Origin of the sequence: Salibacterium lacus (assembly GCF_042684865.1) — a bacterium.
GTDB lineage: Bacteria > Bacillota > Bacilli > Bacillales > Marinococcaceae > Salibacterium > Salibacterium lacus.
This window is the reverse complement of sequence record NZ_JBHUML010000005.1, coordinates 72013-98084: the sequence shown is the minus strand read 5'-3', so window position 1 is coordinate 98084 and position 26072 is coordinate 72013. Positions and strand designations below refer to the sequence as shown.

26 protein-coding genes are annotated in these 26072 nt (G+C 50.6%); 17 read left to right on the top strand and 9 right to left on the bottom strand.

The annotated features are described in order from the left end of the window. Positions 1-53 precede the first annotated feature (53 nt). From ACFSUB_RS13545 to ACFSUB_RS13530, 4 genes are all read left to right on the top strand, one after another. A complete protein-coding gene (locus ACFSUB_RS13545; protein ID WP_380713805.1) occupies positions 54-1148 on the top strand; it encodes a glycosyltransferase in 1095 nt (364 codons plus the stop codon). Next, positions 1145-2101: an NAD-dependent epimerase/dehydratase family protein gene (locus ACFSUB_RS13540; protein WP_380713804.1), complete on the top strand. Its 957-nt coding sequence runs from the start codon at positions 1145-1147 to the stop codon at positions 2099-2101. Before ACFSUB_RS13545 ends, ACFSUB_RS13540 begins: the two co-directional genes overlap by 4 nt. A gap of 170 nt (positions 2102-2271) precedes the next feature. Beyond that, complete coding sequence (locus tag ACFSUB_RS13535; RefSeq protein WP_380713803.1) at positions 2272-2541, top strand: hypothetical protein; 270 nt, start codon at positions 2272-2274, stop codon at positions 2539-2541. A gap of 124 nt (positions 2542-2665) precedes the next feature. Beyond that, on the top strand, positions 2666-4666 hold the full coding sequence (locus ACFSUB_RS13530) for a beta-galactosidase trimerization domain-containing protein (protein ID WP_380713802.1): 2001 nt from the start codon (positions 2666-2668) through the stop codon (positions 4664-4666). On the opposite strand, the gene ACFSUB_RS13525 is transcribed toward ACFSUB_RS13530, so the two are convergent. Both ACFSUB_RS13525 and ACFSUB_RS13520 read right to left on the bottom strand, forming a co-directional pair. Beyond that, entirely contained in the window at positions 4663-4914 is a 252-nt protein-coding gene (locus ACFSUB_RS13525) for a hypothetical protein (protein ID WP_380713801.1), read from the bottom strand. The two genes, ACFSUB_RS13530 and ACFSUB_RS13525, sit on opposite strands and share 4 nt — an antisense overlap. Continuing rightward, positions 4901-5491, bottom strand: a complete 591-nt coding sequence (locus ACFSUB_RS13520) for a hypothetical protein (RefSeq protein ID WP_380713800.1) — start codon at positions 5489-5491, stop codon at positions 4901-4903. Before ACFSUB_RS13520 ends, ACFSUB_RS13525 begins: the two co-directional genes overlap by 14 nt. Positions 5492-5646: 155 nt before the next feature. Here ACFSUB_RS13520 and ACFSUB_RS13515 point away from each other — a divergent pair, with 155 nt between their 5' ends. From ACFSUB_RS13515 to ACFSUB_RS13500, 4 genes are all read left to right on the top strand, one after another. Then, positions 5647-6267: a hypothetical protein gene (locus ACFSUB_RS13515; protein ID WP_380713799.1), complete on the top strand. Its 621-nt coding sequence runs from the start codon at positions 5647-5649 to the stop codon at positions 6265-6267. Between the two features lie 1206 nt (positions 6268-7473). After that, a complete protein-coding gene (locus tag ACFSUB_RS13510; RefSeq protein WP_380713798.1) occupies positions 7474-8391 on the top strand; it encodes an aldo/keto reductase in 918 nt (305 codons plus the stop codon). A 3-nt stretch (positions 8392-8394) separates the two neighbouring features. Then, positions 8395-9054, top strand: coding sequence for an HAD family hydrolase (locus ACFSUB_RS13505; protein ID WP_380713797.1), 660 nt, complete (start codon positions 8395-8397; stop codon positions 9052-9054). A gap of 272 nt (positions 9055-9326) precedes the next feature. After that, complete coding sequence (locus ACFSUB_RS13500; RefSeq protein ID WP_380713796.1) at positions 9327-9701, top strand: YbaN family protein; 375 nt, start codon at positions 9327-9329, stop codon at positions 9699-9701. A 6-nt stretch (positions 9702-9707) separates the two neighbouring features. On the opposite strand, the gene ACFSUB_RS13495 is transcribed toward ACFSUB_RS13500, so the two are convergent. After that, positions 9708-9899 carry a hypothetical protein gene (locus ACFSUB_RS13495; RefSeq protein WP_380713795.1) on the bottom strand — a complete coding sequence of 64 codons (192 nt, stop codon included), beginning with the start codon at positions 9897-9899 and terminating at the stop codon, positions 9708-9710. Positions 9900-10059: 160 nt separating this feature from the next. On the opposite strand from ACFSUB_RS13495, the gene ACFSUB_RS13490 reads away from it, so the two are divergent. From ACFSUB_RS13490 to ACFSUB_RS13465, 6 genes are all read left to right on the top strand, one after another. Next, positions 10060-11037 (top strand): Gfo/Idh/MocA family protein, encoded by a 978-nt coding sequence (locus ACFSUB_RS13490; RefSeq protein ID WP_380714253.1) that lies wholly within the window; start codon positions 10060-10062, stop codon positions 11035-11037. 74 nt (positions 11038-11111) lie between these two features. Further along, positions 11112-12509, top strand: coding sequence for a hypothetical protein (locus ACFSUB_RS13485; protein WP_380713794.1), 1398 nt, complete (start codon positions 11112-11114; stop codon positions 12507-12509). Between the two features lie 660 nt (positions 12510-13169). After that, positions 13170-13553, top strand: a complete 384-nt coding sequence (locus tag ACFSUB_RS13480) for a GntR family transcriptional regulator (RefSeq protein ID WP_380713793.1) — start codon at positions 13170-13172, stop codon at positions 13551-13553. Then, on the top strand, positions 13546-14448 hold the full coding sequence (locus tag ACFSUB_RS13475; protein WP_380713792.1) for an ABC transporter ATP-binding protein: 903 nt from the start codon (positions 13546-13548) through the stop codon (positions 14446-14448). The genes ACFSUB_RS13480 and ACFSUB_RS13475 overlap by 8 nt, the downstream gene beginning before the upstream one ends. Further along, complete coding sequence (locus ACFSUB_RS13470; RefSeq protein WP_380713791.1) at positions 14423-15793, top strand: hypothetical protein; 1371 nt, start codon at positions 14423-14425, stop codon at positions 15791-15793. The genes ACFSUB_RS13475 and ACFSUB_RS13470 overlap by 26 nt, the downstream gene beginning before the upstream one ends. A gap of 245 nt (positions 15794-16038) precedes the next feature. Next, positions 16039-17175 carry an MFS transporter gene (locus ACFSUB_RS13465; RefSeq protein WP_380714252.1) on the top strand — a complete coding sequence of 379 codons (1137 nt, stop codon included), beginning with the start codon at positions 16039-16041 and terminating at the stop codon, positions 17173-17175. Positions 17176-17652: 477 nt separating this feature from the next. Here the strand turns inward: ACFSUB_RS13465 and ACFSUB_RS13460 are convergent, their stop codons facing one another. Together ACFSUB_RS13460 and ACFSUB_RS13455 are read right to left on the bottom strand one after the other, a co-directional pair. Next, positions 17653-18108: a hypothetical protein gene (locus ACFSUB_RS13460; protein WP_380713790.1), complete on the bottom strand. Its 456-nt coding sequence runs from the start codon at positions 18106-18108 to the stop codon at positions 17653-17655. A gap of 43 nt (positions 18109-18151) precedes the next feature. Further along, the gene (locus ACFSUB_RS13455) at positions 18152-18760 is read right to left on the bottom strand and encodes an RsiV family protein (protein ID WP_380713789.1); all 609 of its coding nucleotides are present in this window, start codon (positions 18758-18760) and stop codon (positions 18152-18154) included. Positions 18761-18856: 96 nt separating this feature from the next. Between ACFSUB_RS13455 and ACFSUB_RS13450 the strand changes: the two genes are divergently transcribed. Then, positions 18857-19498, top strand: coding sequence for a CAP domain-containing protein (locus tag ACFSUB_RS13450; protein WP_380713788.1), 642 nt, complete (start codon positions 18857-18859; stop codon positions 19496-19498). Positions 19499-19532: 34 nt separating this feature from the next. On the opposite strand, the gene ACFSUB_RS13445 is transcribed toward ACFSUB_RS13450, so the two are convergent. Beyond that, the gene (locus tag ACFSUB_RS13445; protein ID WP_380713787.1) at positions 19533-20255 is read right to left on the bottom strand and encodes a DUF421 domain-containing protein; all 723 of its coding nucleotides are present in this window, start codon (positions 20253-20255) and stop codon (positions 19533-19535) included. A 179-nt stretch (positions 20256-20434) separates the two neighbouring features. Here ACFSUB_RS13445 and ACFSUB_RS13440 point away from each other — a divergent pair, with 179 nt between their 5' ends. After that, a complete protein-coding gene (locus ACFSUB_RS13440) occupies positions 20435-20965 on the top strand; it encodes a hypothetical protein (protein WP_380713786.1) in 531 nt (176 codons plus the stop codon). 158 nt (positions 20966-21123) lie between these two features. Here the strand turns inward: ACFSUB_RS13440 and ACFSUB_RS13435 are convergent, their stop codons facing one another. Continuing rightward, positions 21124-22452 (bottom strand): DUF2254 domain-containing protein, encoded by a 1329-nt coding sequence (locus tag ACFSUB_RS13435; protein ID WP_380713785.1) that lies wholly within the window; start codon positions 22450-22452, stop codon positions 21124-21126. Between the two features lie 94 nt (positions 22453-22546). Between ACFSUB_RS13435 and ACFSUB_RS13430 the strand changes: the two genes are divergently transcribed. Next, positions 22547-23761, top strand: a complete 1215-nt coding sequence (locus ACFSUB_RS13430) for a DUF2515 family protein (RefSeq protein WP_380713784.1) — start codon at positions 22547-22549, stop codon at positions 23759-23761. On the opposite strand, the gene ACFSUB_RS13425 is transcribed toward ACFSUB_RS13430, so the two are convergent. Next, positions 23743-24942 carry a CynX/NimT family MFS transporter gene (locus ACFSUB_RS13425; protein WP_380713783.1) on the bottom strand — a complete coding sequence of 400 codons (1200 nt, stop codon included), beginning with the start codon at positions 24940-24942 and terminating at the stop codon, positions 23743-23745. The genes ACFSUB_RS13430 and ACFSUB_RS13425 overlap by 19 nt on opposite strands. An 87-nt stretch (positions 24943-25029) precedes the next feature. Continuing rightward, a complete protein-coding gene (locus ACFSUB_RS13420; protein WP_380713782.1) occupies positions 25030-26067 on the bottom strand; it encodes a ribonucleotide-diphosphate reductase subunit beta in 1038 nt (345 codons plus the stop codon). Between the last annotated feature and the right edge of the window lie 5 nt (positions 26068-26072).

The window sequence follows — 26072 nt, the reverse complement described above, 5'->3', positions numbered from 1 at the left end:
TGCAGCGAATACGATACCTACGAAGGAATACCGTAAGCAGAAAGGAGTCCGGCATGATTACGATAAGCCTTTGTATGATCGTGAAAAATGAAGAAGAGGTGCTGGCCCGCTGCCTGGATACGGTCAAAGACCTCGTGGAAGAAATAAATATTGTCGACACCGGATCGGATGATCGTACCGTGGAAATAGCCAAATCCTATACCGACCGCGTGTTTTATTTTGAATGGACCGGAAGTTTCACGGAAGCCAGAAATGAATCCTTCCGCTATGCTACGCAGGAGTACACCCTGTATCTGGATGCCGATGATGTGCTGCTTGAGAAAGACCGTGAAAAACTGAAAGCATTGAAAGAAAACCTGGATCCTGCGGTGGATTCGGTCTCGATGTATTATAATGCCGGGATGGATGAGTTTGGTAATATCACCCTGCAGTACCGTCGGAATCGTTTATTAAAAACGAGCCGGAATTTTAAATGGCAGGGGGATGTGCATAATTATCTCGTCGTTTCCGGCCATATCATTAATTCGGATATCGCTGTCACGCATAAGAAAACGAGTCACGCGACAGGAAGAAACCTGGATATTTACTCGAAAAAAATAGCAAAGGGAGAGACATTCGGCGCCCGGGATTATTTTTATTACGGCAATGAGTTGCGGGAAAATGGGTACCCGGAGGAAGCGATAGAGAGCTACACCAAAAATATCGAAATGAAAGAAGGCTGGGTGGAGGATAAAGTGTATGCCTGCCTGAACCGGGGGGACTGTTACAGATTTATCGGTGACCTTGATAAAGAACTGGCCTCTTTATTTGAATCGTTCCGGTTTTCGCGCATTCCGCGGCCGGAAACGTGCAGCCGCATCGGGTATAACCTGCAGCAGAAACAAGAATTTTCTTTTGCCGTCTACTGGTATGAAACGGCTGTGAATCTGAAAGTCGATCCAAATAAATGGAGTTTCACGTATCCTGCCTATTCCACCTGGTATCCCCATCTGCAGCTGTGCGTCTGCCACTACAACCTCCATCAGTTTCAGAAGGCCTGGGAGCACAATGAAATGGCACGGAAGTACCGGCCGGAAGATGAAAAAATTTTGTTTAACAAACAGCTGCTGGAGAAAAAGATTCCCGGTGGAGAAGGGGAAGAACAATGATGGCAGCAGAACAACCGTTATCCGGAACCGTTCTGGTTACCGGCGGAGCGGGTTTTATCGGCTCTATGCTCGTGGAGAAAATACTGCCAATGGCTGATCGCGTTTTTATCATTGATGATCTAACCACCGGTAACGAATCGGCTGTGCCGGATGCACCGAACATCACGTTTTACCGCGCAAGTATCACCGATGACACCGTACTGGACGACGTTCTGCCGCAGGTGGATTACGTCTTTCATCTGGCCTGCCGGAATTTAGTACAGTCGGTGACCCGGATGGAGGAAGACTTTCACGTCAACCTGTACGGAGGCTTCAAGCTGCTGCAGAAAACACACGAACTCAATCCGGCGTTGAAGCGTTTCGTGTATGCCTCGACAGCTTCGGTGTACAGCCAGGCCTCTGTTTTTCCTACCGGGGAATGGTATCACAATGTGACGCTTCCTTATGCTGCCAGTAAATTCGGGATGGAACAGTATTGTCACGTCTTTTTTCACACGTATCAATTTCCTGTGACCGTGCTTCGTTTTTCCAACCTGTATGGTCCCGGGCAGCTCGTTTCCAACCCTTATTGCGGTGTTGTCGCAGCATTCTTCGACGCCTGCGCGAGAGGGGAAGACATGCCGGTTTTTGGAAACGGAGAGCAGACGAGGGATTTCACCTATATCGAAGACGGCCTGTCTGCGCTGGTTCTGGCGGCGGGGAGACCGGAAGCTGTTGGCAGAGTATTTAATATCGGCACAGGCCGGGAGACGACAATCAATACCCTCGCAGCCCTCGTGAAAAAGACAGCAAAAACGAGAGAAAGCCGGATCCGCTATGAGCCGGAACGGCCGGTGGATGTTGTAAAACGCCGGGTCGTGGATACGGCGTTTATAGAAAAAGAGCTAGGGTGGCGTCCGGCTTATTCACTGGAGCAGGGACTCGAAGAAACCCGCAGGTGGCTGGATGAATAGAAGAAAAGGCAGAGACGCGCCGCCTTGTGTGGTTCGTTTCTGCTTTTGATTTATCATGACACGCTTTTATTTCCCCATCCCATAACCACAAGTGTATTCCATCAAAGTAAATTCATGTTAATATATACATGAGATATAAGAGGGAGATGTAAGAAGAGGGGGAACAGCACGTGATTGTATTACTGGTGATTGTGGTTCTTTTCCTAACCTTCGTTCAAAAAAAGTTCGGGATTTTCACCAAAAAACAGAACGAAGATGCTCCGGCCAAAATCTCGCTTGGTCTTTTGGTACTTACTGTAAGTACGACCACCACACTGCCTGCCGGTGGTGTCGAAACAGGCCTTAACTACATTGTGCTCGGTATGGGAATCATGGCTTCCATCGTGCTCTTTTATGATGCTTTTGACGCCATGCGGAATAAGGAGACGGCGGATCGTTGATTTGCTGTCTCCTTTTTTCTGTGAATCATTATGGCCCGCCTGCCCTGTTTTGCTGAAGGAAATAAAGCAGGTATGTCGAATAAATACAATGAGAGACGTTAAAGATGGTAGAGGAGTGGGTGGAATGAGTACTGGTTACCGGAAGGTGCACCTGGATTTTCATACGTCGCCGCACATTCCGGATGTGGGTCGGGATTTTGATGCGGAAGCTTTTGCAGAAGAGTTGAAGGATAGTTTTGTCGAATCGGTAACGGTGTTTGCGAAATGCCATCACGGGTATTCCTATTATCCAACCCGCACCGGAATGCAGCATCCGTCGCTGCATCAGGATATGCTGGGGGAGATGATTGAGGCCTGCCATGCGCGCGGTATCCGGGTTCCGGTTTATACGACGGTGGTTTGGGATGAGCTGGCGGCGGAGAACAATGCTTGGCGCCAGGTGGACAGGGATGGAAAGCTCGTTGGGAGAACGCCTCTTGGCAGCGCGGATAACCGTGATGCCGCCGGCTGGAAGTGGCTCTGTATGAACAGTCCTTATGTTGATTATTTGGAAGCGCATACAAAAGAGTTCGTGAGAGAGTATGATCTGGACGGGGTCTTTTTCGATATTGTTCATCAGACGAGACCGGGATGCGTGTGTCCGTACTGCATCGAGCAGATGGAGAAGCTGGGACTGGATCCGGAAGATACAGAGGATCTGCTCCGGCACAGCCTGGAGACGGAAAGAAAGACGATGCAGCGCCTGGAAGAGGCGGTGCACCGCATGAAACCAAAGCTCCCGATTTTTTTCAACGGCCGGGTCCGGCTCGATCTGGATCCGGAAGGAGGTCTCCGTCCGGAGCTTTCATGGATGACGCATGTAGACATTGAATCGCTCCCCGGCGGTCTCTGGGGGCACCATCATTTTCCGTTGTACGCCGCGTTTTACAAAACCCTCGGCGTGCCGTTTACCGGAATGACCGGCCGGTTTCATAAAATGTGGGGGGATTTTGGCAGTCTGAAAAACCAGGCGGCGCTTGAATACGAATGTTTTTTGATGCTGGCACACGGCGCAGGCTGCGCGATTGGGGACCAGCTTCACCCGCGCGGGACGCTTGATCAGGAGACGTACCGCCTCATCGCAAGCGTTTACGAACAGGTGGCGGAAAAAGAAGAATGGTGCCGGGACACGCGTCCTGTCGATGAGATTGGGGTGCTGATGTCCCAGGTGTCCGAAGGGGTGGCAAACGAGCCGTCCAGTTTCAGTGATGAAGGGGCGATGCGCATGCTGACGGAACTTCAGCGTCCGTTTTGTTTTATGGATGAAGCCTCGGACTTTTCGCGCGTGTCCCTGATCATCGCACCGGATCATGTTCCTTTTTCAGACCATCTTACGGAAAAAATGAAGACGTTCCTTGAACAGGGCGGAAAGCTTCTTCTTTCTTACCGCTCCGGATTGAATGAGGCGGAGGAGCGGAAGGTTCCGGCTGGTCTGCATGATGAAGGAGAGCTGCCGTTTTCGCCGGATTATGTGAATCTGTCGGAGGCGTTTGGAGGACTTCCGGATACGGCGCAGGTGTTTTATGAGCGGGGACGCAGAGTGAGAGTTCCTTCTGATGCGGAGGTTCAAGCTTACGTGCAGCGTCCTTATTTTAACCGGACCCGGACGACGTATATGTCGCATTTTCATGCGCCGGTGGACAGCGTGTCAGAGGATCCGGCGGTCGTCCGGGAGGGTGCGGTGATGTATCTTGCCCACCCCGTTTTCGAGTCGTACCGCAGGCATGGCAGTCTGGCTTACAAGCAGCTTGCGGCTCGGTGCCTCGATGAACTGCTGCCGGAGCCGCTGCTGGAGACGAACCTGCCTTCCACGGCGCAGATAACCATCCAGGACCAGCCTGATAAGAGGCGCAGGGTTATACACGTGCTGCATTACATTCACCAGCGCCGGGCGGAAGGGCTCGATGTGCTGGAAGATGTGATTCCGCTGTATAATGTAACCTTTTCCCACCGGGTGAAGGAAGCGCCGCGGGAGGTGTACGCGGCATCCTCCGGAACCGAGCTTTCTTTTACTTATGAGGACGGGAGGCTTGCCTTCCAGCTGCCGGAAATCCGCGGCCATGAAATGGCTGTTGTGCAGTTTTAACTGTCTTTGAACAGGGACTCTCTCAGCTGTCTCTGCTCCTCCCTCAGGTGCCGGATGTCGTCGAGAAGCGAAGAAATCAATGGAGACGGGGCTTCTTCCTCCCGCTCAAGCATCGACCATACATACAACAGGGCTAAATCGTCCCGGCTTATTTCCTTTGTCTGCTGCTTTTCCAGGGCGGCCACCGTCTGCTGGACGTACTGATCCATGAGCTGGCGCAGGGAGAGGTCTTCGTTATGCCGGGTCATGGCTGGACGCTCCTTTCTTTTTTTTCGCGGTTTGTTCCCGCTGGATATGGATGTGGTTAAGCGAGGCACTGCTTTCTTCCGTTTCTTTTTGATACGTGTATCCGTACACGAGCGCGTCATGAGCATCATTCCATTCCCAGACGAGCTGAAACGATTCAAACGAGATGGAAGAGCCTGGAACCAGCTCCAGAGGCTCTCTCGGCTCGAGCCAGATCTCCTCTTTTTGTCCCTTTTTTTCCGGCATCATTCTCCATACAGCTTCGTTGTTTTCGACGACGGACTCCTCGCTGCGGACAAATTTTCCGGTGAAGCTGAAATTCTTCGGCAGGTGAAAAACAAGACAGATACCGGGTACGTTCTGCACGGTGTTCCCCGTGTTTTTTATCGTGAAAGAGCCAAGCAGGATGACATCATCTGTAGAGAGGTACACGGAGTAGGAAAAAAAATGTACGAGTGCGTCATTTTCTGATCCTGTTCCTTTGAACCGCTTTTCCAGCGCGGTATAAAAATCACGGCTCTCCTGTTTGAACGCCTCGATCTCTTCTTCGAGCTGCTGTACTTTTGAATCATCGTTCATGTTTGGCCCCTTCCTTTCATATATCCCAGTAAGAGACATTTTTCCTGTTTTCATTTTATGTCGAAGGCCTGACCCACATGCCGGAATGTAGCAGGCGGGAACACATCCGCCGGGCAGGCATACACTAATGGAAAGGCAGGTCTGAGGTGATCCTCATGAAAGAGGAAGAAGTAAAGTACCATTACCTTCAATTGAAAAAACTCCACGTGGAACTGCTCAATAGATATTTTCAGCAGGAGGAGGTGATTCGCAGGATGAGCGAAAACCAGGAGAAGCAGCAGTACCGCACGGAACATCTGCTGCAGAATATGGAGGGAGAGGTCCGGCATATGAGGCAGATTCTTTTGGAAAAAGAGAACGAACCCATCACACTTCCCGACGAGCTGGTTCAGCTGGTTGAAGAGGGAAAAGAACGGCAGGTGATGCTGGACGTGACCCATGAAAAAGAAATCCAGCAGTTAAAAGAGGAAGTAGGTACGTTAAAGGAGCAGATGGACGCTGTGACCCAGAGGCAGGATTCTTTTCCTGCATCAGGGGAGTTAACGTTTCAGCAATTAAAACAGTTGATTGAACAGGACACAAGCCCCGGAAATGTAAAACGACCGAGTCATATTCCGACAAATCCTGTCTCCACTCACCGGATGAAAGCGAAAACAGAGGAAACAAAGAGCCGGGAAACGGGTCACGCATCTGAAGGCGTCTTTGAACCAGGGGAGGAAAAAAAGCCGGAGTCCCAGCCGCCGCTTTGGTACAAACTTTTTTCGTTTCGTAAATAATCGGGCTGGATCCTGCCGCAGCTACCCACGCATTTTTGCGGTTGTTTCGTATGATGAAAGGGAAAGGGGTTAATAGTATGGCAGGAATAAAACCGACGCCAAAGGTGCTGGTTCGGAAGGGGAAGCACCAAACCGTCCGCAAACCTCAGCTCGTAAAGGGAGCCAAAGGATGCGGATGCGGGAAAATCAAGTAAATCCTGAAGGACAGGTGGGTGCCCCGGAGTGACGGGGCACCTTTTTCTGTGTGACGGCCGGCGGGCAGCCAGATGTTTTCGAGTTACGTTTGTGCCGCGGTAACAGGCATAAACGTAACTCAGATAGGCTCATGAGGACGTTTATGGGAGCCGGGAGTGGTGCAAACGTAACTGGGACAGATACCGAGTTGCGTTTAGAGGTCGCGGAGCAGCGGTAAACGTCGCTGGAGCCAATCTAAAATGAACTTAGCCATTCAATCATTGCATGCAGGGAGGCTGCCGGCGTGAGGCAGGGGCTGCCGAGTTACGTTTGTACTGGGATAAGAGGCGTAAACGTAACCCGGAGAGGGTCATGAGGACGTTCACGGGAGCCGGGAGTGGTGCAAACGTAACTGGGACCGATACCGAGTTGCGTTTAGAGGTCGCAGAGCAGCGGTAAACGTCGCTGGAGCCAATCTAAAATGAACTTAGCCATTCAATCATTGCATGCAGGGAGGCTGCCGGCGTGAGGCAGGGGCTGCCGAGTTACGTTTGTACTGGGATAAGAGGCGTAAACGTAACCCGGAGAGGGTCATGAGGACGTTCGCGGGAGCCGGGAGTGGTGCAAACGTAACTGGGACAGATACCGAGTTGCGTTTAGAGGTCGCAGAGCAGCGGTAAACGTCGCTGGAGCCAATCTAAAATGAACTTAGCCATTCAATCATTGCATGCAGAGAGGCTGCCGGCGTGAGGCAGGGGCTGCCGAGTTACGTTTGTACTGGGATAAGAGGCGTAAACGTAACCCGGATAAGCTCATGAGGACGTTTATGGGAGCCGGGAGTGGTGCAAACGTAACTGGGACCGATACCGAGTGACGTTTACGCACTCCGTAGATACCACAAACGGTTCCCGCGCTGCTCCCCTCCACCATCCAACGGCTGCCGGCCATAAACCAGCTAGATGCCGTGACTGTCGTTTCGCGGCAGTTTGCCTTATAATAGAAAAAGCAAGAGTGAAAAAGGAGGATTCATACATGAAGTACCGTAAACTAGGAAAAACCGGCATGGATGTTTCTGTCATCGGCATGGGAACGTGGCAGTTCGGCGGCGAATGGGGCAGAGACTACACCCAGCCGGAAGTCGATGCTATTTTTGATAAGGCGAGAGAAACAGGGATCAACCTGATTGACACGGCTGAATGCTACGGCGATCATTTGTCGGAAGAATTCATCGGACGTGCCACAGAGAAAGACCGGGAAAACTGGGTGCTGGCGACGAAATTCGGACACAAGTTTCACGATTTGTATGAACGGACCCGTCATTTCTCAGCGGATGACGTACGCCGGCAGCTCGAGGATTCCCTGCGCGCGCTCCGCACCGACTACATCGATCTGTATCAGATGCATACAGGTGTCGGGGAAGAGTTTGACAATGATGAGCTCTGGACGATGCTTGATAAGCAGAAGCAGGAAGGAAAAATCCGGCACATCGGCCTTTCCATCGGGAAAAAAGAAGACAGCTATCAGACGAAACGTGCAGCAGATACCGGGGCGGAAAGCATTCAGGTCATCTACAACCGGCTCGACCGTTCTCCGGAAGAAGACGTACTGCCATCTGCCGAAGAACAACATCTCGGCGTTCTCGCGCGTGTGCCGATGGCAAGCGGCTACCTGAGCGGTAAGTACAAGCCGGGTGCTGAATTTGCGGATAATGACGTGCGCCACCGCCACGATAAGGACGAGACGCGCCGTACGCTTGAAATGGTCGAAGAACTCGCGAAAAACGAAGTGCCGGAGGGAGTTCCGATGGCACAGTGGGCGCTCGCCTGGTGCTTGAAACATCAAGCGGTAACCACCGTTATTCCGGGATGTAAAAATCCGGAGCAGGTCGCATCTAACGCGGCAGCGGCCGATCTTGATATGGTGAGCGGCAACCACCCGCAGTCGGTGTAACCCATGGGACAAGACGTAAAAGCAGTTATTTTTGACTTTGACGGATTGATCATGGATACCGAAACGAGGCAGTTCGATGTGCTGCAGGAATTGTTCATAGAGTACGGCACCGATCTGCCGCTCGAGGTGTGGCAGCAGGAAATCGGCACGTCGACGGGATTCACGCCGGCCGATTATCTGGCGTCTCGTACGGGGAAGATGGTGCAGCAGGACATGTTTCTCGAGCAGTTTAAGGAACGTTTTCTGGACCGGGTGAACGGAGAACCGGCCCTTCCGGGAGCAGAAGCCCGCATCCGCGAAGCCCAGGACAGGGGACTGGCGGTAGGCCTGGCTTCAAGTTCCGACTTGGACTGGGTGTCCATGCACCTTAAGAACCTGGGGCTGTTTGACTATTTCTCCTGCATCCGGACCTCGGATGATGTGGAGGACGTGAAGCCGGATCCGGCGCTGTACGAACAAACCGCCGCCTGCCTCGGCGTCCGGCCGGAAGAATGCGTTGTATTTGAAGACTCCGTCAACGGCGCCCTCGCTGCCGAACGCGCCGGCATGCGCTGCGTGATTGTACCGAATAAAGTTACCGAAACCCTGGCATTCGGGCACCATGACCGCCGGCTGGATTCGCTTGAGGATACCACTCTCGACGCGCTTCTCCCCTCTTTATAACCTGAACCTGCTGCCTCCCGGGCAGCAGGTTTTTTTACGGACACTTTCATTTTGAAAATGTCCGTTATATCAGGATACCGGACATTTTCCTGTCGTTTGAGGGAAAAGTGTCCAGTAAAAAAAGATACGGGACAACATGGGAGGCAAAGTGTCCATAATCCGCGGGTTACGGACAAAAGGAGAAGAAAAATGTCTCTAACTGCTGTTTGGTTTACGAAACGCCGGCGCCGCTCTATAATATGTATTACAAATACATGTTAAGGGGTAAAAAGATGATCAAGTCGATGAAAAAAACACTTCTTATACTCTGCGGGAGTGTCTGTGTCGTGCTCGGGCTGATCGGCATCGTCCTGCCGCTCGTGCCGACGACGCCGTTTCTGCTGCTGGCGGCCTGGTGCTACGCGAAATCATCGCAGAAGCTGTACGACCGGCTGCTGCGCACGAAATGGCTCGGCACCTACATCCACCAGTACCGGACGCAGCGGGCGCTTCCGCTCAAAACCAAGTGGACCGCACTGATTGTGCTATGGGTCAGTACGTTCTACTCTATCTTTTTTCTCGTACCGCTCCTCATCATCCAGATTCTCTTAACCGGTGTCGTTCTCTATATCTCGTACTTTATTTTCTCACTGAATACACTACGCTGACCCCGCTTACCAGAGGATAGGAATCAACCAAAACATAACGCCTAAAAAAGGCAGGATGGTAAAGAACTCTTTAGGATCTTCCACTGCCCTACCCGGAAATGTCAAAAAAGTAAAGAGGCCGTTTGTAAAAATATTATCCAACAGCAGTCTCTTTTTTCTCTCGTTATCTTCGTTTTGATTCATTTTATTCTTTTTCATGTTACCACCTCTATCATCACAAAAGACCGGCGGCTGATTCCCTTCCCCTTTCACATGAACCTGAAATACGTTACGCTGAATACAGAAGAATACGTGATAAACATTCTTGAGTATAGTATAATAAGGACAAACAGGAAAAAGGGGGACGTCGGCGGTGAATATGGCAACGATCGGAACGAACTGGATCACTGAGGCCTTTATCGATGCGGCGCGCGGCGTGGATGCGTTCCATCTGCATGCCGTGTATTCCAGGGATGAAGAACGGGCGCGGGAATTTGCGGCCAAAACAAAAGCTGATACATATTACGCCGATTTTGAGGCCATGTTCGGGGACGATGAACTGGATGCCGTCTACATCGCAAGCCCGACCCGGTATCACGCACAGCAGGCCGCGTCGGCGATGGAGCACGGCAGACATGTCATCTGCGAGAAACCGCTCTGCAGCAATGAACAGGAAGCGCGTCATCTGATCGAAACCGCCCGGAAACACAACGTTGTGCTGATGGAAGCGGTGAAAAACCTTTATACTCCGGGCTTTCAAAAGCTGCAGGAAATGCTTCCGAAAGTCGGCACCGTGCGCAAGGCCGTTTTCCATTTTTCTCAGTATTCGAGCCGCTATGATGCCTACCTGAACGGAGAGGTCCTGAATGCGTTCAAGCCTTCGCTGTCGAACGGGGCGACAATGGATATTGGTGTGTACTGCCTGCACCCGCTCCAGCGTCTGTTCGGGGAGCCGCGGGATGTGAAAGCTTCCGGTCATGTACTGGAAAGCGGTGTAGACGGAGCGGCGAATGTCCTTCTTTCCTATGACGGCATGGACGCCGCAGCGGCCTACTCGAAAATCACGTCGTCGAACAGCCCCAGTGAGATTCAGGGTGAAAAAGGAACCCTCTATATCGATACGATTCACGAGGTGCAGCATCTGACGTTTGTTCCGGTAAAAGGGCAGCCGGAAACGGTGGATATTGAACAGACGAACCCGGATATGTATTATGAAGCAGCACGATTTATCGAGGCCTGCGAAACGAACGATACAACTTCATTACATTGGCACGATTCACAGATGGTGATGCGTCAGACCGACCGGATCCGCAGGGACCTGGGCGTTGTATTTGATGCGGACCAGCTGCAGACGTGACGAAAAAAGAAGCAGTCCAGCGCGCGGCTGCTTCTTTTTGTACGAGGTTTACTATATTAAGGGAGGTTTTCATAATGAACCAAACCGAATGTGTCATCACCGACGGAAAAAAACAGACGACGGTGCGTCCAGGGGCGTTAATCGTATTTCTGCAGGGCAAAATGGTAGAGGCCTGGGATAAGACAGGACAGGTGTATTACATGATATTTTTCAAAAATGAGTATGTAACGACAATGAAAGCAAACCATGTGCGGCGCCGTTCCTTTCTCGAAAAAGCAGTGAAGCACGGGGCTGTCTACGAGGCGCCGCATCCGTTTATCGGGGAAGTGCTCTCGGACAGGACGTCATTTCCAAAACGGGGCCTGAGTCAACTGCGCGGCAAATTCCAGAGCCAGCATACCTATCAGGAAACGGCCCGCATGCTCACCTTCTTTGATGCGTTTGTTTCCAAAAAGGATCTGTTTGAGGATATTCAGTCGTTTTACTACCAGCACCGCCGCACCGGCCAGCTGTTTCTCGGTTACCGGATCATTCGTGTACTGATGGATTTCACCCCGAATCACAGCTGGGTCAAACAGCTATCAAACGAGATGGAATTTTCCACTTTTAAGGATATGTATCAGCGGATGGCACCGGAATTATGGGAAAGAGACCCTCTTTATATGGAAAAGGCCTGTTATTACGCGCGCAAAGATCCGGAAAACGCAGCGCAGCTTCTCCGGTTTTTGAAAGAAGAAAAGCGCTGGGTTGACGCGTTTTCGCTGATGATTGATCAAATCCAGCGCGAAGGCGGCGATGCTTATTACGAAGAACTGCTGCAGTGGCTGCACCTGTATTACGATAAAGAGGGGCAGCAGCTGATTCTGAACGACCTGCATGCCAAGGTGCCATCCCTCGAGCGGCTTCCTCAGGATCTGCTTTCGATTTATTTATCCCGTCATGATTTGGAGAACGCCCTGCGGCTTCTGCAGCAGCACGACATATCTCTCACGGAGAAGCAGGAGGCTGCGCTGGAGGAAATGCTGGGGACGATGGATCTGAAAACATCCGGGGTGGCACTCGATGATCTGCCTCTTTATATTGCATCCATGTATGACAATCAACCCCGGAAAGCAGAAAAAATTCTGCAGCTGTGTGTGAACGAACTTCTTTCTGACCGTCCGCTTCAGGACGTGTTGACATGGCTGGCGCCGATCCGGGAGAAAACGGAGTCCTCCCCGATCATCCAGCAGCTTGAAAAAATGAAGGCGTACCACGATGATCCGGAAAAGCAGCGTGAACTAGGGGAGATGCTGTATGAGTTCAACCAGCTCGACCAGGCGGTGGACTGCTTCAGCTGGGAAATGGAAATGAACACCACCGACCCCGAACCCGTCCGCTGGCTCTCCAAAATCTATCTTGATCTCGGACGCGAAAGTGAATCGAAAGCCTACCAGGACTTGTATCGTAAAATGCAGAAAGCTAACGCCTGATGCCCGGCCCCGGCTGGAACGTGCAACCCCGCGTTCCGGCCGGGGCTTTTTTGGTGATTGCTCAGAGGGGGCTGCTGACGACTATATTACGTTCAGGTGGAGAGAAAATGAGTCGATAGAACAGACCTAAGAGCTAATTGTCCGCTGGAGCAGGAGGGAAACGGTCGCTGGGGATGCCCAGCGACCGTTTGTGCTGTGATGGAGCTTGCAATCGGTCGATAGAAAGCCTTTATCGACCGATTGCCACCTAATCGTCAGCTGGATTAGTTCCTTGCGCAGGCGGCGGGCCGTTGGTTACTGTCAACGACCAAAGTACGTGCCAGTGGGGAATGAATGGGTCGCTAGGGCGCTGCAAAGAGCTAGTTACTCGCTGGAGCAGGAGGGAAACGGTCGCTGGGGGAAGCCCAGGGACCGTTTATGCTGTGATTTAGTCTGGAACTGGTCGCTAGAGCGCGCCTCACGACCGATTGCGCCCACATTTTGCAGGCGGATCAACTGTTGCCGCCGGCTGGTGATGAGTCATCAACTTTTTTCTGAAATGAAATGGAAATTATATCTTTACAACAGATAAAAGAACGATTATACTATCAATTGTATTAATCATAGTAATACAGAAAACACACCATGTATAAAAATCGGTAAAGTAGAGGAGGGGATGTTTTGTTTGAGCTTGATCTGCGGAGCCGGAAGCCGATTTATGAACAGCTGATGGACAATATCAAAGAGTTGATTGTGACCAGTGTGCTGAAGCCGGATGAAAAGCTGCCGTCGGTGCGTCACGTGTCACAGGAACTCACGGTCAATCCGAATACGATTCAGAAAGCCTACCGCGAACTGGAGCGGCAGGGATTTCTGTATTCCGCAAGCAGAAAGGGGTATTTTGTGGCACCGACCGATTGGATATCCAATGACCGCAAGCTGGAAGAGATGAAAGACCAGTTCCGGCCTCTTCTCAAGGAAGCCATCTACATGGGGCTGACGAAAGAAGAGCTGCTGCGCTGGTTTGAGGAAGCAGAACAGGAAGGGGGAGACCATCGTGATTGACGTGCAGCATGTCACGAAGACGTTTGAAAAAGAAGACGCTGTCCATGATCTGAATCTGTCGGTGAAACAGGGGCATATTTACGGTCTGCTCGGGTCAAATGGGGCCGGCAAAACAACACTTCTGAAAATACTCGCCGGCATTTACCGGCAGGACGAAGGAACGGTTCAGATAGACGGGGAACCGGTCTATGAAAATGTACCAAAGAAACAGCAAGTGATTTTTATCCCGGATAACCCGTATTTTCTGCCGCAGGCCTCCATCAAACAAATGGCCGCCTATTACCGTTCCTTTTATCCAAACTGGGACGAAGAGCGGTATCAAAAACTGCAGCAGGTATTCCAGATTGATCCAAAACGAAAAATCCAGCGCTTGTCCAAAGGAATGAAACGGCAGGCTGCCTTCTGGCTGGCACTTGCTGCGATGCCGGAAGTGCTCATTCTCGACGAACCGATCGACGGGCTTGACCCGGTGATGCGCCATAAAATCAAAAACCTGTTATTTCAGGATATCGCAGAAAGGGAAGTAACAGTGATTATTTCCTCCCATAACCTCCGGGAAATTGAAGATATCTGCGACCAGGTCGGTATCATGCATGAAGGCACCCTCCGCGTCGAAAAAGAACTCGACGAACTGAAAACCGACACACATAAAGTACAGGTGGCCTTTGATTCGGACGAAACGAAAGAAGAGGCTGCCACCGGGTTGAACCTTCTTCACGAAGAAAAACGCGGAAGCGTCTATCTGCTTATCGTCCGCGGGGACCGGGCAGAGATTGAACAGCACATCAAGCCGTATCACCCGCGCGTCTTTGACATGCTGCCGCTGACGCTCGAGGAAATTTTCATTTATGAGATGGGAGGCATCGGCTATGAAATCGAAAGTGTCCTTCTTTAATCCTGGGATTCAAAAGCAGAATCTCAAACAACACGGCTGGCTTGGCATTGTTATTTTAATCGGTTGGATATTCATCGTTCCCATGCAAATGATAAGGCTTACCGACGGTTGGTATGGCCCGGAAGATGTTACTACCATGACACAGATTTCCAATGGAACAGAACTTCCGGTCCTTGTCGGCGGCAGCATTTTAACTGGTATTTTTCTGTTTCGATACCTGCAGGTTCCTGATGCAGCCGACATGATGCACAGCCTGCCGGTACGAAGAGAAAGTCTTTTTTTCAATCAGGTTTTGACCGGGTTGGTTTTGATCATTGCGCCATTACTCATTACTGCAGGAGCGGCACAAGTGATTGCCGGGATGTATCCAGAATTTAGTGAGTTATCCCCTCAGACGATTTGGTCATGGGCCGGGGCATTCCTCATCATGAGTGTTTTTTTCTTTCTCTTTACAGTATTTGTAGGTATGGCTGTCGGAATGTCGATCGCGACCGGTATCATAACACTGATATTACTTGTACTGCCGGTGGCGATGTACACGCTTATCTATAGTAATATCTCTCTTTACTTATATGGTCTGCCGCCTTTTAACACTGTCAGTGATAAATTTCTACTGTTTTCACCGCTTATGTTTATTTCTGATATTGTGGAGATGCAATATACCTCCTGGCAGTTAGCGGGGTATGTAGCTGCTGCTGTACTATTTGGAGCTGCTGCACTCGTACTCTATAAACTGCGGCCGATTGAAACCGCTTCGGAGGCGATCACGTTTCGTGTGCTGCGTCCTATATTCAAGTACGGCGTGACATTGTGTGCCATGATGACGTTCAGTCTCTTTTACGTTCAAAATGATAATACCGGATGGATGATTTTTGGATACATTTTCGGATCAGCCGCCGGGTATTTCGTCGCGGAAATGATTTTGAAAAAAACATGGAGGGTGTTCCGGGGCAGAGCTCTCATCGGTTACGGCGGGTACGTTGTTGTGATTATCATCGCAGGTGCGATGCTGCACTACGATGCGTTTGGCTATGAATCCACGATCCCGGACAGGGACTTCGTACAGAGTGTGTATGTTGGAGAATATATATCAGAGCCGGAGGATTATCAAAATCTGTACAGTACATCGGATGCTTACCTGGAAGACGTTCAGCAGTTGCATCAGGCGATTATTGAGCAGCGTCCTGAAGAGGAACAAGGAGCATCCAAACAATCTGTGAGTATAGCTTATGAGCTGGAAAATGGGAAAACCATTATGCGGCAATACTTCTATATTGACACGGACGGATTTTCCGAAAAATTACAAGCTGTAAAAGAATACGATGCCTATAATGGAATACCGTAAGAATGAAAAAAGCCTGCCGGACATCCGGCAGGCTTTTCTGTAACGGACCTGGTGGTTCAGCGGTCAGGGTAAAACATGTACTCTGAATGCAGATTTATTTGATAGAAAACCTTCCTAATTCCCTTACAGCTCCGGAATACTGTGGCAGACTCTATAAGTAAAGAGCCGGAGTAAATGGAAGGAGGGATCCGGCAGTGGAACAAAAACGTGCTGGAAATAGTCTGCTGCTTTTGACGACGATTGGAATGACGGTTGCTTTTATGGTGTGGGGGGCGTTTTCTCCGCTGATCAATCAGATTGGGGAGACGTACAACCTGTCCGCCACAGAAAAAAGTGTGCTCGCCGCGGTACCGGTGCTTCTCGGTTCGGTGATGCGGGTCCCGCTTGGCATTTTGACGGAAAAATACGGAGGGCGGAAAGTGTATACCCTGCTGCTTTTGTTTCTGATTCTGCCGCTCACCGCGGCGGGATTCGTTGATTCCTATGCGGCGCTGCTTGTCTGTGCTTTTTTCCTCGGAATGGCGGGGACGTCGTTTGCGGTGTCGATGACCTTTGTCTCAAAATGGACGCCGAAAGAAAAACAGGGAACCGCGCTTGGTGTTAATGCGCTAGGTAATGCCGGGACGGCGGCAGCGAGTCTCGCTCTGCCGACGATTGCACTTGCCGCCGGACTCGAGTGGGTGTTCTGGTCATTGATTCTTCCGATTGCGGCAATGGCTGTTCTTCTCTGGTTCTTCACTCCGGAAACGCCGAGTGCGGATACGTCCCGCACCGTCAAAGGCGAACTGTCGGTGCTTAAGTATAAACATACGTGGACATTGTCGCTGTTTTATTTCGTCACGTTCGGTATTTTTGTGACGTTCAGTGTGTACCTGCCGACGCTGCTCACCGATGTGTTTGGCCTGTCGGCGGTGGATGCGGGGCTGCGGACGGCCGGTTTTATTATACTGGCTACTTTTATCCGCCCGTTCGGTGGATACGCCGCGGATAAAACAGCTCCGGGACCGATTCTGACAGGGGTCTTTCTCGCTGTAGTAGCAGGCGGGGCAGGCATTGCCGCCGGCGGGGAAAACATGATCCTGATGACAGCAGCCAGCCTCCTGCTTGCTGCAGCTTCCGGTATTGGAAACGGCGCTGTATTCAAGCTTGTGCCGAGTATTTTCCCGGCAGCCACAGGGACCGTCACCGGTATCGTCGGAGCGGCCGGCGGTCTCGGCGGATTTTTCCCGCCGATCCTGCTCGGCGTCGTGCGCGACATGACCGGAGCCTACGCCATCGGCTTCATTCTTCTCGCTGTCATGAGCACCGCCTGTCTGATTGTGAACCAAAAAGCCTTTCTCAAGGACAAAAAAGAACAGAATCTAAAAGAAGTCCAAGTATAAAAAAAGACCCGGACGATTCGTTGTTCGGGTCTTTTGGTGTATGAGATTGTAACACAGCAAGCCTCAGTCACCGGAGAACGCACAGGCATCCATTCACGCTGGTATCTGTTCTATTGAAAGCCTGGGATGGTTTTTATAGACAAATTCAGCTCCAGAGTGTCCAGTATTTTATTTTACGGGACACTTACTGGACTTGCTGGCGGAAAGTGTCTGTTATTTATATATACTGGACATTTTTCTGTGCCACGCGATTCAACCTGTCCCTTATTTTCAGGTTATGGACACTTCTCCGCGCCTCTTGTCTGTAACCTTCATAAAACCCCATTAAATGAAAAGCGAACGCTCCATCCGCTTTCGTGCAGGGCTGCGGATGAAAAAGTACTCCATTTGAACAGAGCCGCGAAAAAATCCGAACGAGGGAAGCAGCACACAGCATGCCGTATTTCTCGTTCGGATTATTTTTTTATCCTTCGTATTCTACGCTTTCGTGAATCCTTCTTTTTCAAGAAAGTCCGCAGCTTCCGGATAGGTGTTGAAGGCTCCTTCAAGCTCCAGCCCGGCGTAGATGTTCCAGCCGCCGTCTTCTTTCATCATGACGAGGATCTGGTCGTTTTCGTTCGTCCATTCTTCCATCATCATTTCTTCCGGGTCCTCCTGCGGCGACATTGATTCGATCGCTGCCGACACAATCTCCCGCAGTTCCTGGGCGCTGTATTCGCGGATGTTGACCATCCCTTTTTCATCCGTCTTCATGCCTTTGATCTGCCCGGCATAGACGAAACCGTTTCCGTTTGGATGAAGATGATAGACGACATTCTTTTTATCAATCACACTGTCTTCGTACTGGTAATTCACCCGGCCGAGCGATACTTCCTTACTCGTCAGCTCAGGGAATCCATCAAGTATTTCCATTTTTTCTTCGAATGTAAGCATAGAACCTCCAGATGTACTTGTTGTGTCATCTTATTATATCATGTCATCCGCCGCTTAACATCATTCCAAGCGGAGAAGACTCGCGGACGACGGACTGCAGGGAGTATCCGGAGATAGGAAACATCGGAAATCCAGCGTAGCCGGGAGTAATATCGTATTTATCAAAATAAATGACAAGGCTTTTGTCTGCAAGATAGTACTTCTGATCCTGACTGACTCCCGGGAATCCGTTCAAAAGAGGGATGTCACGTTCTTTTATCTGCGCTTCAATGATCCGGTTCACGTTCTCTTGCCAATTGCTGCCCGGCTGAAACTGCTCTGACAGCGAATATACCTTATCCCGGGACACGTCCGCTGTCACCGAATCCATGTATTCCACCGGATGCGCAAGCTTCGGGGAATTGGCAAACAGAGAAAACGTGAAACTGGCGATACAGTCCTGATTGTTTTTGACGCGGAATGATCCTTGAACGTCTGTCACCCCAGGCTGGTAATACCCATCCTGCTGCAATGTTTGAAACATACCGTACACGCGGGAGAATATGTCCTGGTTGACGGCTTCTGCGCCGGGATAAACGATCCATGGAAAAAACACCGGTTCTTCCATGAGGCGGTATGTCTGAATGGAAACAGGGAAGTCGCATATTTTCAAAAAAAACACTCCTTTGCCGGCCTGCACGGTTAAAATCAAGCAGGCTGGTCCATAGTAATAGTAGTTCATTCATGGTATGAGAAAAGGAGGGAAATCATGAAAGGTTTTTTAGGCTGCACGGCGGCATGCCTGCTGCTTTTCATCAGTGGCTGCCAGCAGGAGGAACAGGGCGGCGGGGACAATCAACCGCTTACCATCGTTGATGATGAAAGGGAAGGTGGAGAAGAAAATTCCCCATTTGACCTGCTTCCGGATGACGAACAGGAATCTGAAACAAAGAGGCAGAAGGAACAAATGGAAGAACAGGAAGAACAGATGGAGAATCAGGAAAAACAGGAGAGAGAGCAGGGGAATCCGCGCTCGGAAAATCTCAAAGCCGAAGTCATAGCACTCACGAACGAGGAACGCACGAAACGGGGACTTGATCCTTTACAGGAAAATGGGACGGTGGCTGAAGCAGCGCAGGCAAAATCTGAAGATATGGCAGCTAATGATTATTTTGCCCATCAGTCACCAACTTACGGCTCTCCGCTTCGCATGCTGAAAGAATACGGAGCCGATTTTCAGACGGCAGCTGAAAATATCGCCGCCGGCCAGACCACTCCGGAGCAGGCGGTTCAAGGCTGGATGAACAGCGAAGGACACCGAAAAAATATTCTAAACGAAGACCTCACCCATATCGGCATCGGATATGAAGGGGATGGAAAGTATTGGACGCAGATGTTCATCGAAAAATAATGCAAAAACCACCTGCAGCCTATCAGGTGGTTTTTTAGTGGAGAATAGGGGGTAATGGGAGGGTATCAGCATAGTGCAGGGATACGTACAGTTGGAGGTCCCGGGTTAGCGAAGCGAAGAAAACATCCTCGATATCGGTGATACCCTGTGTGGCAAGTTCATTTTGCAGCCATGTTTCATCGACGTTCTGACTGCGGAGCACGTCGTGTTGAATGACGCCTTCAATGACAACGGGAAAGGCAATTGCAGAAGACTGTTTGAGATACGGTGTATCTTCAATCGTCACAGTGGATTTAGTCGGTTTTTTTAACACACTGAGGCTTCCGTTCGCTTCAATGACGGCGGTTTCTACATCGTCCACGTTGAAAATATCTTTTTCACGAAGGGCTTCCAGCACATTATCCACGGAATAGCGTATTTTTTTCAGATTCCGGCGGATGAACGTGCCGTTTTGAATAACGACGGTCGGCTTGAATGTAATGTATTTTCCGATCGTTCTGTTTTTTATTTTAAGCAATGCCACGCCGCGCTGCAGCAGAGCAATCAAAACGATGGCGGCGGCTGTATGAATGTGCTTGATATCCGGGTCGGCGATATCCGCACCGACGACGGAACCGAGCGTCAGTACAATCAGAAAGTCAAAAACGGGCAGCTCCCCGATGGCACGCTTCCCCATAAAAAGGGCCATCAGCAAAAGCAGAGGAAGAATGGTGATGATGCGCCCGGCTACCATAAAAAGTTCAGTGATCGTTTCCACACCCTTTCCCCCTTTTTTACGATAGTTTTCTCCTTTTTGTCTCTATTATTCCTTTTTCTTTGTAATCTTATTGTATTTAAAATGTAACATTTTCTTAATTTTATGTTTAAGAACGTCGGAGAAAAGGAACTCATTAAATAGAACGACAGAGACGAATCCATTCAAAGGAGGAACCAAACATGTTGAAAGAAAGGGTCTCCAGCATAATAAAACGAACGTTGATCGGGACAGCGGTTGTTGCAGCAGCAGCGTCCGCAGGAAATACAGCAGCTGCAGAAACGGATGCATCCACGGACTCGTTTTCTCTGAATGAAATCATACAAAATTATTACACGACAGATCAGCAGATGGCCTCCGAGCAGACAGAAGCAATCAATAATATCGGACTGAATACAATAGATGGCACAAAAGGTTTCGATGAGGAGAACGATACACTCACGCTTTCTGTAGAAGAGATGTTCGGTGTGGATGATCCCTCGTATATTAATGAAGCATCGGGCGAGCTTGTCCTGCGCGTCAGCAATCCAAACGTTGTAAGCCTGGATGAAAGCGAAAAAACGATGACCAAAACGTTGGATGCTGCGGATACGCCGTCTGCTTATGACATCACTCTTTACGGAGAATCCCAAGGCGCAGCCAAGGTTTATCTGAATCAAAAGGATGGAGAAACAACAACCACCCTCGGCACCGTCGAAGTCGAAGTACGCTGAAACCTGAAAAATATAAAAACGAGGACGTAAAAAGACCCTTCAGCTGCAGGGTCTTTTTTTTTTGGTAGGTTCATGTGTTAAAGTTTGTACTTTTGCAGATAAAGGAGAAAATGTGTGGGTTAGAGCGTATAAGCTGCAAGCGGCGTGCATTGCTTATTTCACAACGGTTTGAACTGACGGCTCCGGCGGCAGATGGAGGCAAGTGTGCGGAGTTTGCGGTTCAGGTGTTTCCGGTCGAGAGTCAGCAGATCTTCGCGCTGCAGCCCTTCCAATACGTATTCAGTGAATTCCCAAATGATGTTTTTCACCTCATCCGTGTTGACATCGGCCATAAGAATGAAGGCATCCAGCGCAGCTGACAACACGGCCAGGTCTTGAAATCCGTACTGCCGGATCTGATGAAATGACGTGTACAGATAGTCCGAAAAAGCAGGCTGCTTCATGATCAGGCGCAGGTCCCCCGAGGCATCGTAATGAAAGGTCCGGGGCAGCTGCTTGCGGCCTAGCCGGGCGAGGATTTTGCCTAGATTTTTGATACAGGCCACCGCCGTGTTCGGATCATTAATGCCGGGAGAAAGGGCGCGAAGGGCAATCTCCACGATTTTGATCAAGGCCAGTTCGATCGTGTCACTCGACGACTTTTCCGCACCAAGGGTCACAAAAGGCCTGTAATGACCGGAACGGATCTGTTTTCCCTGCTCCCACACCGAGAGAAACGGTGCCCCCTTTTCGATATAATCACTGACTTCGGCGTTAATCCGCACGATGCAGTCATCACGTGCCGCCCTGCGTATCAACCCCTTGGTATCGATATGTTGAATATAACCGGAATCCGCGGAGCGCACCGGTGCTGGTTCCACCGTTTTGATATCCTCGCTTTCCCAGTCCTCCCACGGAGCAGCCGGAGCCCATGAAGGTGCGTCCGGCAGTTCTTTCTCTATTTTTTCCAATGTATCTTTTGTAATGTAATGGAGCAGACTGCTTACCTGAATCCAGCTGGAAACGTGATGGATGAAAAAAACAAACATAAACACGCAAATGATAGCAAAAAATACAGCGAGGGAAGGAGACAGAAAGACAGCATCTTCTCCACCACGCAGAAACAACAGGAGCAGAAGGGAATAAATGATACCGGCTGTGAAAAAAGCGAGCACCCGCTGCGTTTTGGCATCACTGATGAAATTCTGAAGCGTCCGCGGCGAGAATTCAGAGAGGTAGGTGGTTAAGACGACAAGGATGGTCGAAAAGGTGATGGTTGTCATCGTAAGCAGTGCGGCTGAAATGGCACCTAAAATCGTCCGCGACAGTTCGATTGGTATAAACAGCGGAGAAGGAATCCAGGCAGGTACAGCCTGCGGCAGAAAGCGGGTATCCAGGTACACACTGACAACAGCGAGCACGCAGGCACTGATGCCGTAAAGAGATGGAACATACAAAAAGTTGGACCGGATGTTGTGAAACAGACTCCGCAGCGACAGCACCATCATCACCTCCAACCCTCAGTGTCTGCAGCAAAGCTTTTTTTATCCTGACACAAGCATTCCATGAAAATGATACTGTTAAAAAACAGGAAGGGAGGGGGTGGGATTGCATCCAGTGGGGCGTTTGGTTTTTCCGATGAAGTCGAAGACGGGGAGTATGGTTCGTCATTTCAGGGCAAAGCGGCACCGGGATATGTTCCGGATTACACCGGAAAGCAGAGCGGACATCCGCCGGAAGCTGCAGCAGCATGAACGCGGGGGACAGGCGGCTGGTCCGGAAGAAAAAGACATCGTGGAACGCATCAAAGGTCAGACAAGGGAGGGGGCTCGTAATAACGTTACACGCACGGAATGCTACCGCCGTATGTATCTTCGAAACGAGGAACTGCACTGGGCGCTGCTTGCCCACATGGTGTCGCGCAGCAGCGGCTGGTGCATGACGGACTTAAAAGGAGAATGGCTGCCGGAGCTGTTATCCGAAGAAAAACGAAACGACTTGTTTGATTTGTATGAAACGGCTAATTTCCTCATCTTTCAGGATGCGTATCCGCAGCTGTTGTTGTACGAGGAAGGCAAACGCCGGGGACGGAATCTTTTTCACCTGCTTCCGTCTTTTCACGTCTCCCGGTTCATGCAGCCGTTTTGGGATCACTTCTGGATTCACCGTGATCCGGCGCTGCTCACGACAGCACTCATTATTAATGAACAGCATTATATTGAAAAACGGGTCATCCAAAGCGATTCTTTTCAACAACGTGTGCTGCAGACATTTCCTTTTATTACGCAGGAACTGCTGCAGATGACTCAGGTCGTGTTTCCGTACCGGGAAGGGAGCAGCATCCGTCTCGCCGGGCTGACTCTTGAACATTTTGCATCGTTGTCCGAACGAATTGAAGCCGGCAAACGGATGTATGCGGTGCTTTTCGGTATAAAAGAGGTACAGGACGGGGTGAACACGTGGATGAAAGAGGTGTCTCATTCCGGATCGCGCCGTGACTACTGGCCCGGTCTGTTTACAACCCGCGGGCGCACCTCATATCTGAAAGAACGGATGATCGCTGAAAAAATCAGAGAGGATGCACCGCGGCTGTACAGCCCGGAACTCGGCACGGTCTGGCAGGACAGAGAGCCGCCCCGCGTTTGGAGGAAGGACTGGTTCACCTCCATGGACGCGCTTCGTTACGTGAAAACACCGCGGATTCCTTTTTCGTTTGATATGACGGGGGAATACTGCTTTGGCTTAAATAAGCTGGAACGTCTGGCTCTTCTGAAAGAAACCTTCACAGCCGCAGCAAATCAAGAGGGCAGAATATAACGGTCTTCTCCCGCTTTTGTTCCCGACCAGAACATACCGGCTGTCACGATGACAAAAATGATAAGGGCGGGCATCCAGCTCTGGTACATATCAAACAGCAGTCCTGTCGAAAAAGGACCAACGGCAGCGAGAAGATAACCGAAAGACTGGGCCATACCGGAAAGACGCGATGCCTGCGATGCCGTACGCGCCCGCAGTCCGAGCAGCGTTAATGAAAGACTGAGTGCTCCCCCCTGGGCTAGTCCGAACAGCAAAACGCTGATAATTGGTAAAATGACAGGTCCATCGATAAACAGCCCGGAGAGACCTATGATGTAAAGAAGACTGATTCCGGCCACAATCCCTTTTTGATGGGAAAGACGGGCGGCCAGAACCGGAATGAAAAAGGACAGCGGAAGACTGACAAACTGCATGATGGACAGCAGCCATCCCGCTGCAGCCGGATCGAGCCCGCGCGCCTGCAGCATTTCCGGAAGCCATGTGATCAGACAGTAGAATAAAAATGACTGCAGGCCCATAAACAGCGTAACCTGCCAGGCGAGTGGGGAACGCCAGACCGATGCTTCATTTTCCACTGATAAGCCCCGGCTGTCAGACTCTGGTTTCTGCCTGAGCTGCGGGAGCCAAAGCAGAAGAGCGGGCACACATAACAGCGCCCACGAACCGAGCGACATATGCCAGTCAAGATTCAACCCATTGGTGAGAGGGAGGCTGAGCCCCGAAGCGGCACTTGCAAAAAGGACCATGGATGTCGTGTACAACCCTGTCATCGTGCCGACATGCTGTGGGAATCGCTCTTTCACCACGCCGGGAAGCAGAACGTTCCCAATCGCGATACCCCCGCCGGCCATGGCGGTTCCAACGTAAACGGCAGGGAGTATGTCAGCTGCGCGCAGCACAATGCCCGCCGTGAGAAGCAGTAATCCGGCATACACGATCCGTTCCTTGCCAAACCGCTTTCCGGCCGCAGGCGCGAGAGGGGAAAGGGCGGCAAACGCCAGGAGCGGCAGTGTATTCAATAGACCAGCTGCCCCGTTTGTGATGCCGGTGTCTTCGCGGATGATGCCGATCAGTGGACCGACCGACGTGATGGCCGGACGTAAATTAAACGCCACAAAAATAATACCGAACACCAGTATCAGATTTTTGGGCGTCATCCAGGTGCTTTTTTCTTCGTTCATATGTATCTCCATCCTTCTTCCAGTGCAAAAAGAAAGAGGCCCGCGGAAACCGGGCCTCTTTGGCATTGCTGCATTTGTTACGTTTCATTACAGGGAGTCAAAGTCGTTATCGGAATCAACAAGGTTGTAGTCGGTAACGGTCGTTTCAAAGAAATCGGCCTTGCCGGTTGTATTGTCGTTATAGACAGAAATCCAGCGCATTGGATTCTTTGTATAGCCTTCAAAAACGTGAGGGAAACCGAGTTCTTTAATACGTTTATTGGCCATAAATTTAATATAGCTCTCCAGCTCGTTGGAGTTGATGCCTTCGATTTTGTTGCCGATGATGTAATTCCCCCATTTAATTTCGAGTTCGGCCGCACGCAGGAACGTGTCATGCACGAACTGGGCAAATTCATCGGTGTTGAGTTCCGGGTTCTCCTCAAGAGTTTCTTTGAGAATGTTGCAGAACAGCCGGACGTGAAGCTGCTCATCGCGGTTGATGAAGTTTATCATCTTAGCGGTGCCGAGCATTTTTTCGTTGCGGGCGAGGTTGTAGAAAAACGCAAACCCGGAGTAGAAAAACAGCCCTTCAAGGACCACGTCATAAACGATGGCGCGGACGAAATTCTCTTTGGTTGGATTCTCCGTAAACTCGGTGTAGCCGTCAGCGATAAACTTGTTACGCTCCAGCAGTACTTCGTCGGTTTTCCAGTACTCAAAAATCTCTTCCTGCGTCTTGCTGTCGGTTACACTCGACAGCACGTACGTGTAGGATTCGTTGTGGACAACTTCCTGGAACGCAAGAACCGACATGAGGGCGGACAGACTCGAATCCGTCAGGTAATCAGCCACTTTGGAGGAAAAGTCGGTCTGTACGCTGTCCAGAAAAGCAAGCAGGCCGATGATTTTGTTGAACGCCTCCCGCTCGTCTTCTGTCAGGGTTTCGTACTGGCTTTTATCGTTAACAAGCGGAACCTCATCCGGAATCCAGAAGTTGCGCAGCATATTCTTGTACATCGGATAGGCCCATTTGCGGGCGGTGTCGTCCCAGTTCAGAATGTTGGAGCTTTGTCCGTTAATAATTCCGGTAGATTTGTTCGGTGCCTGGGTGTCATACAGTTCGCGTTTATGAATGGTCGACATGTTTT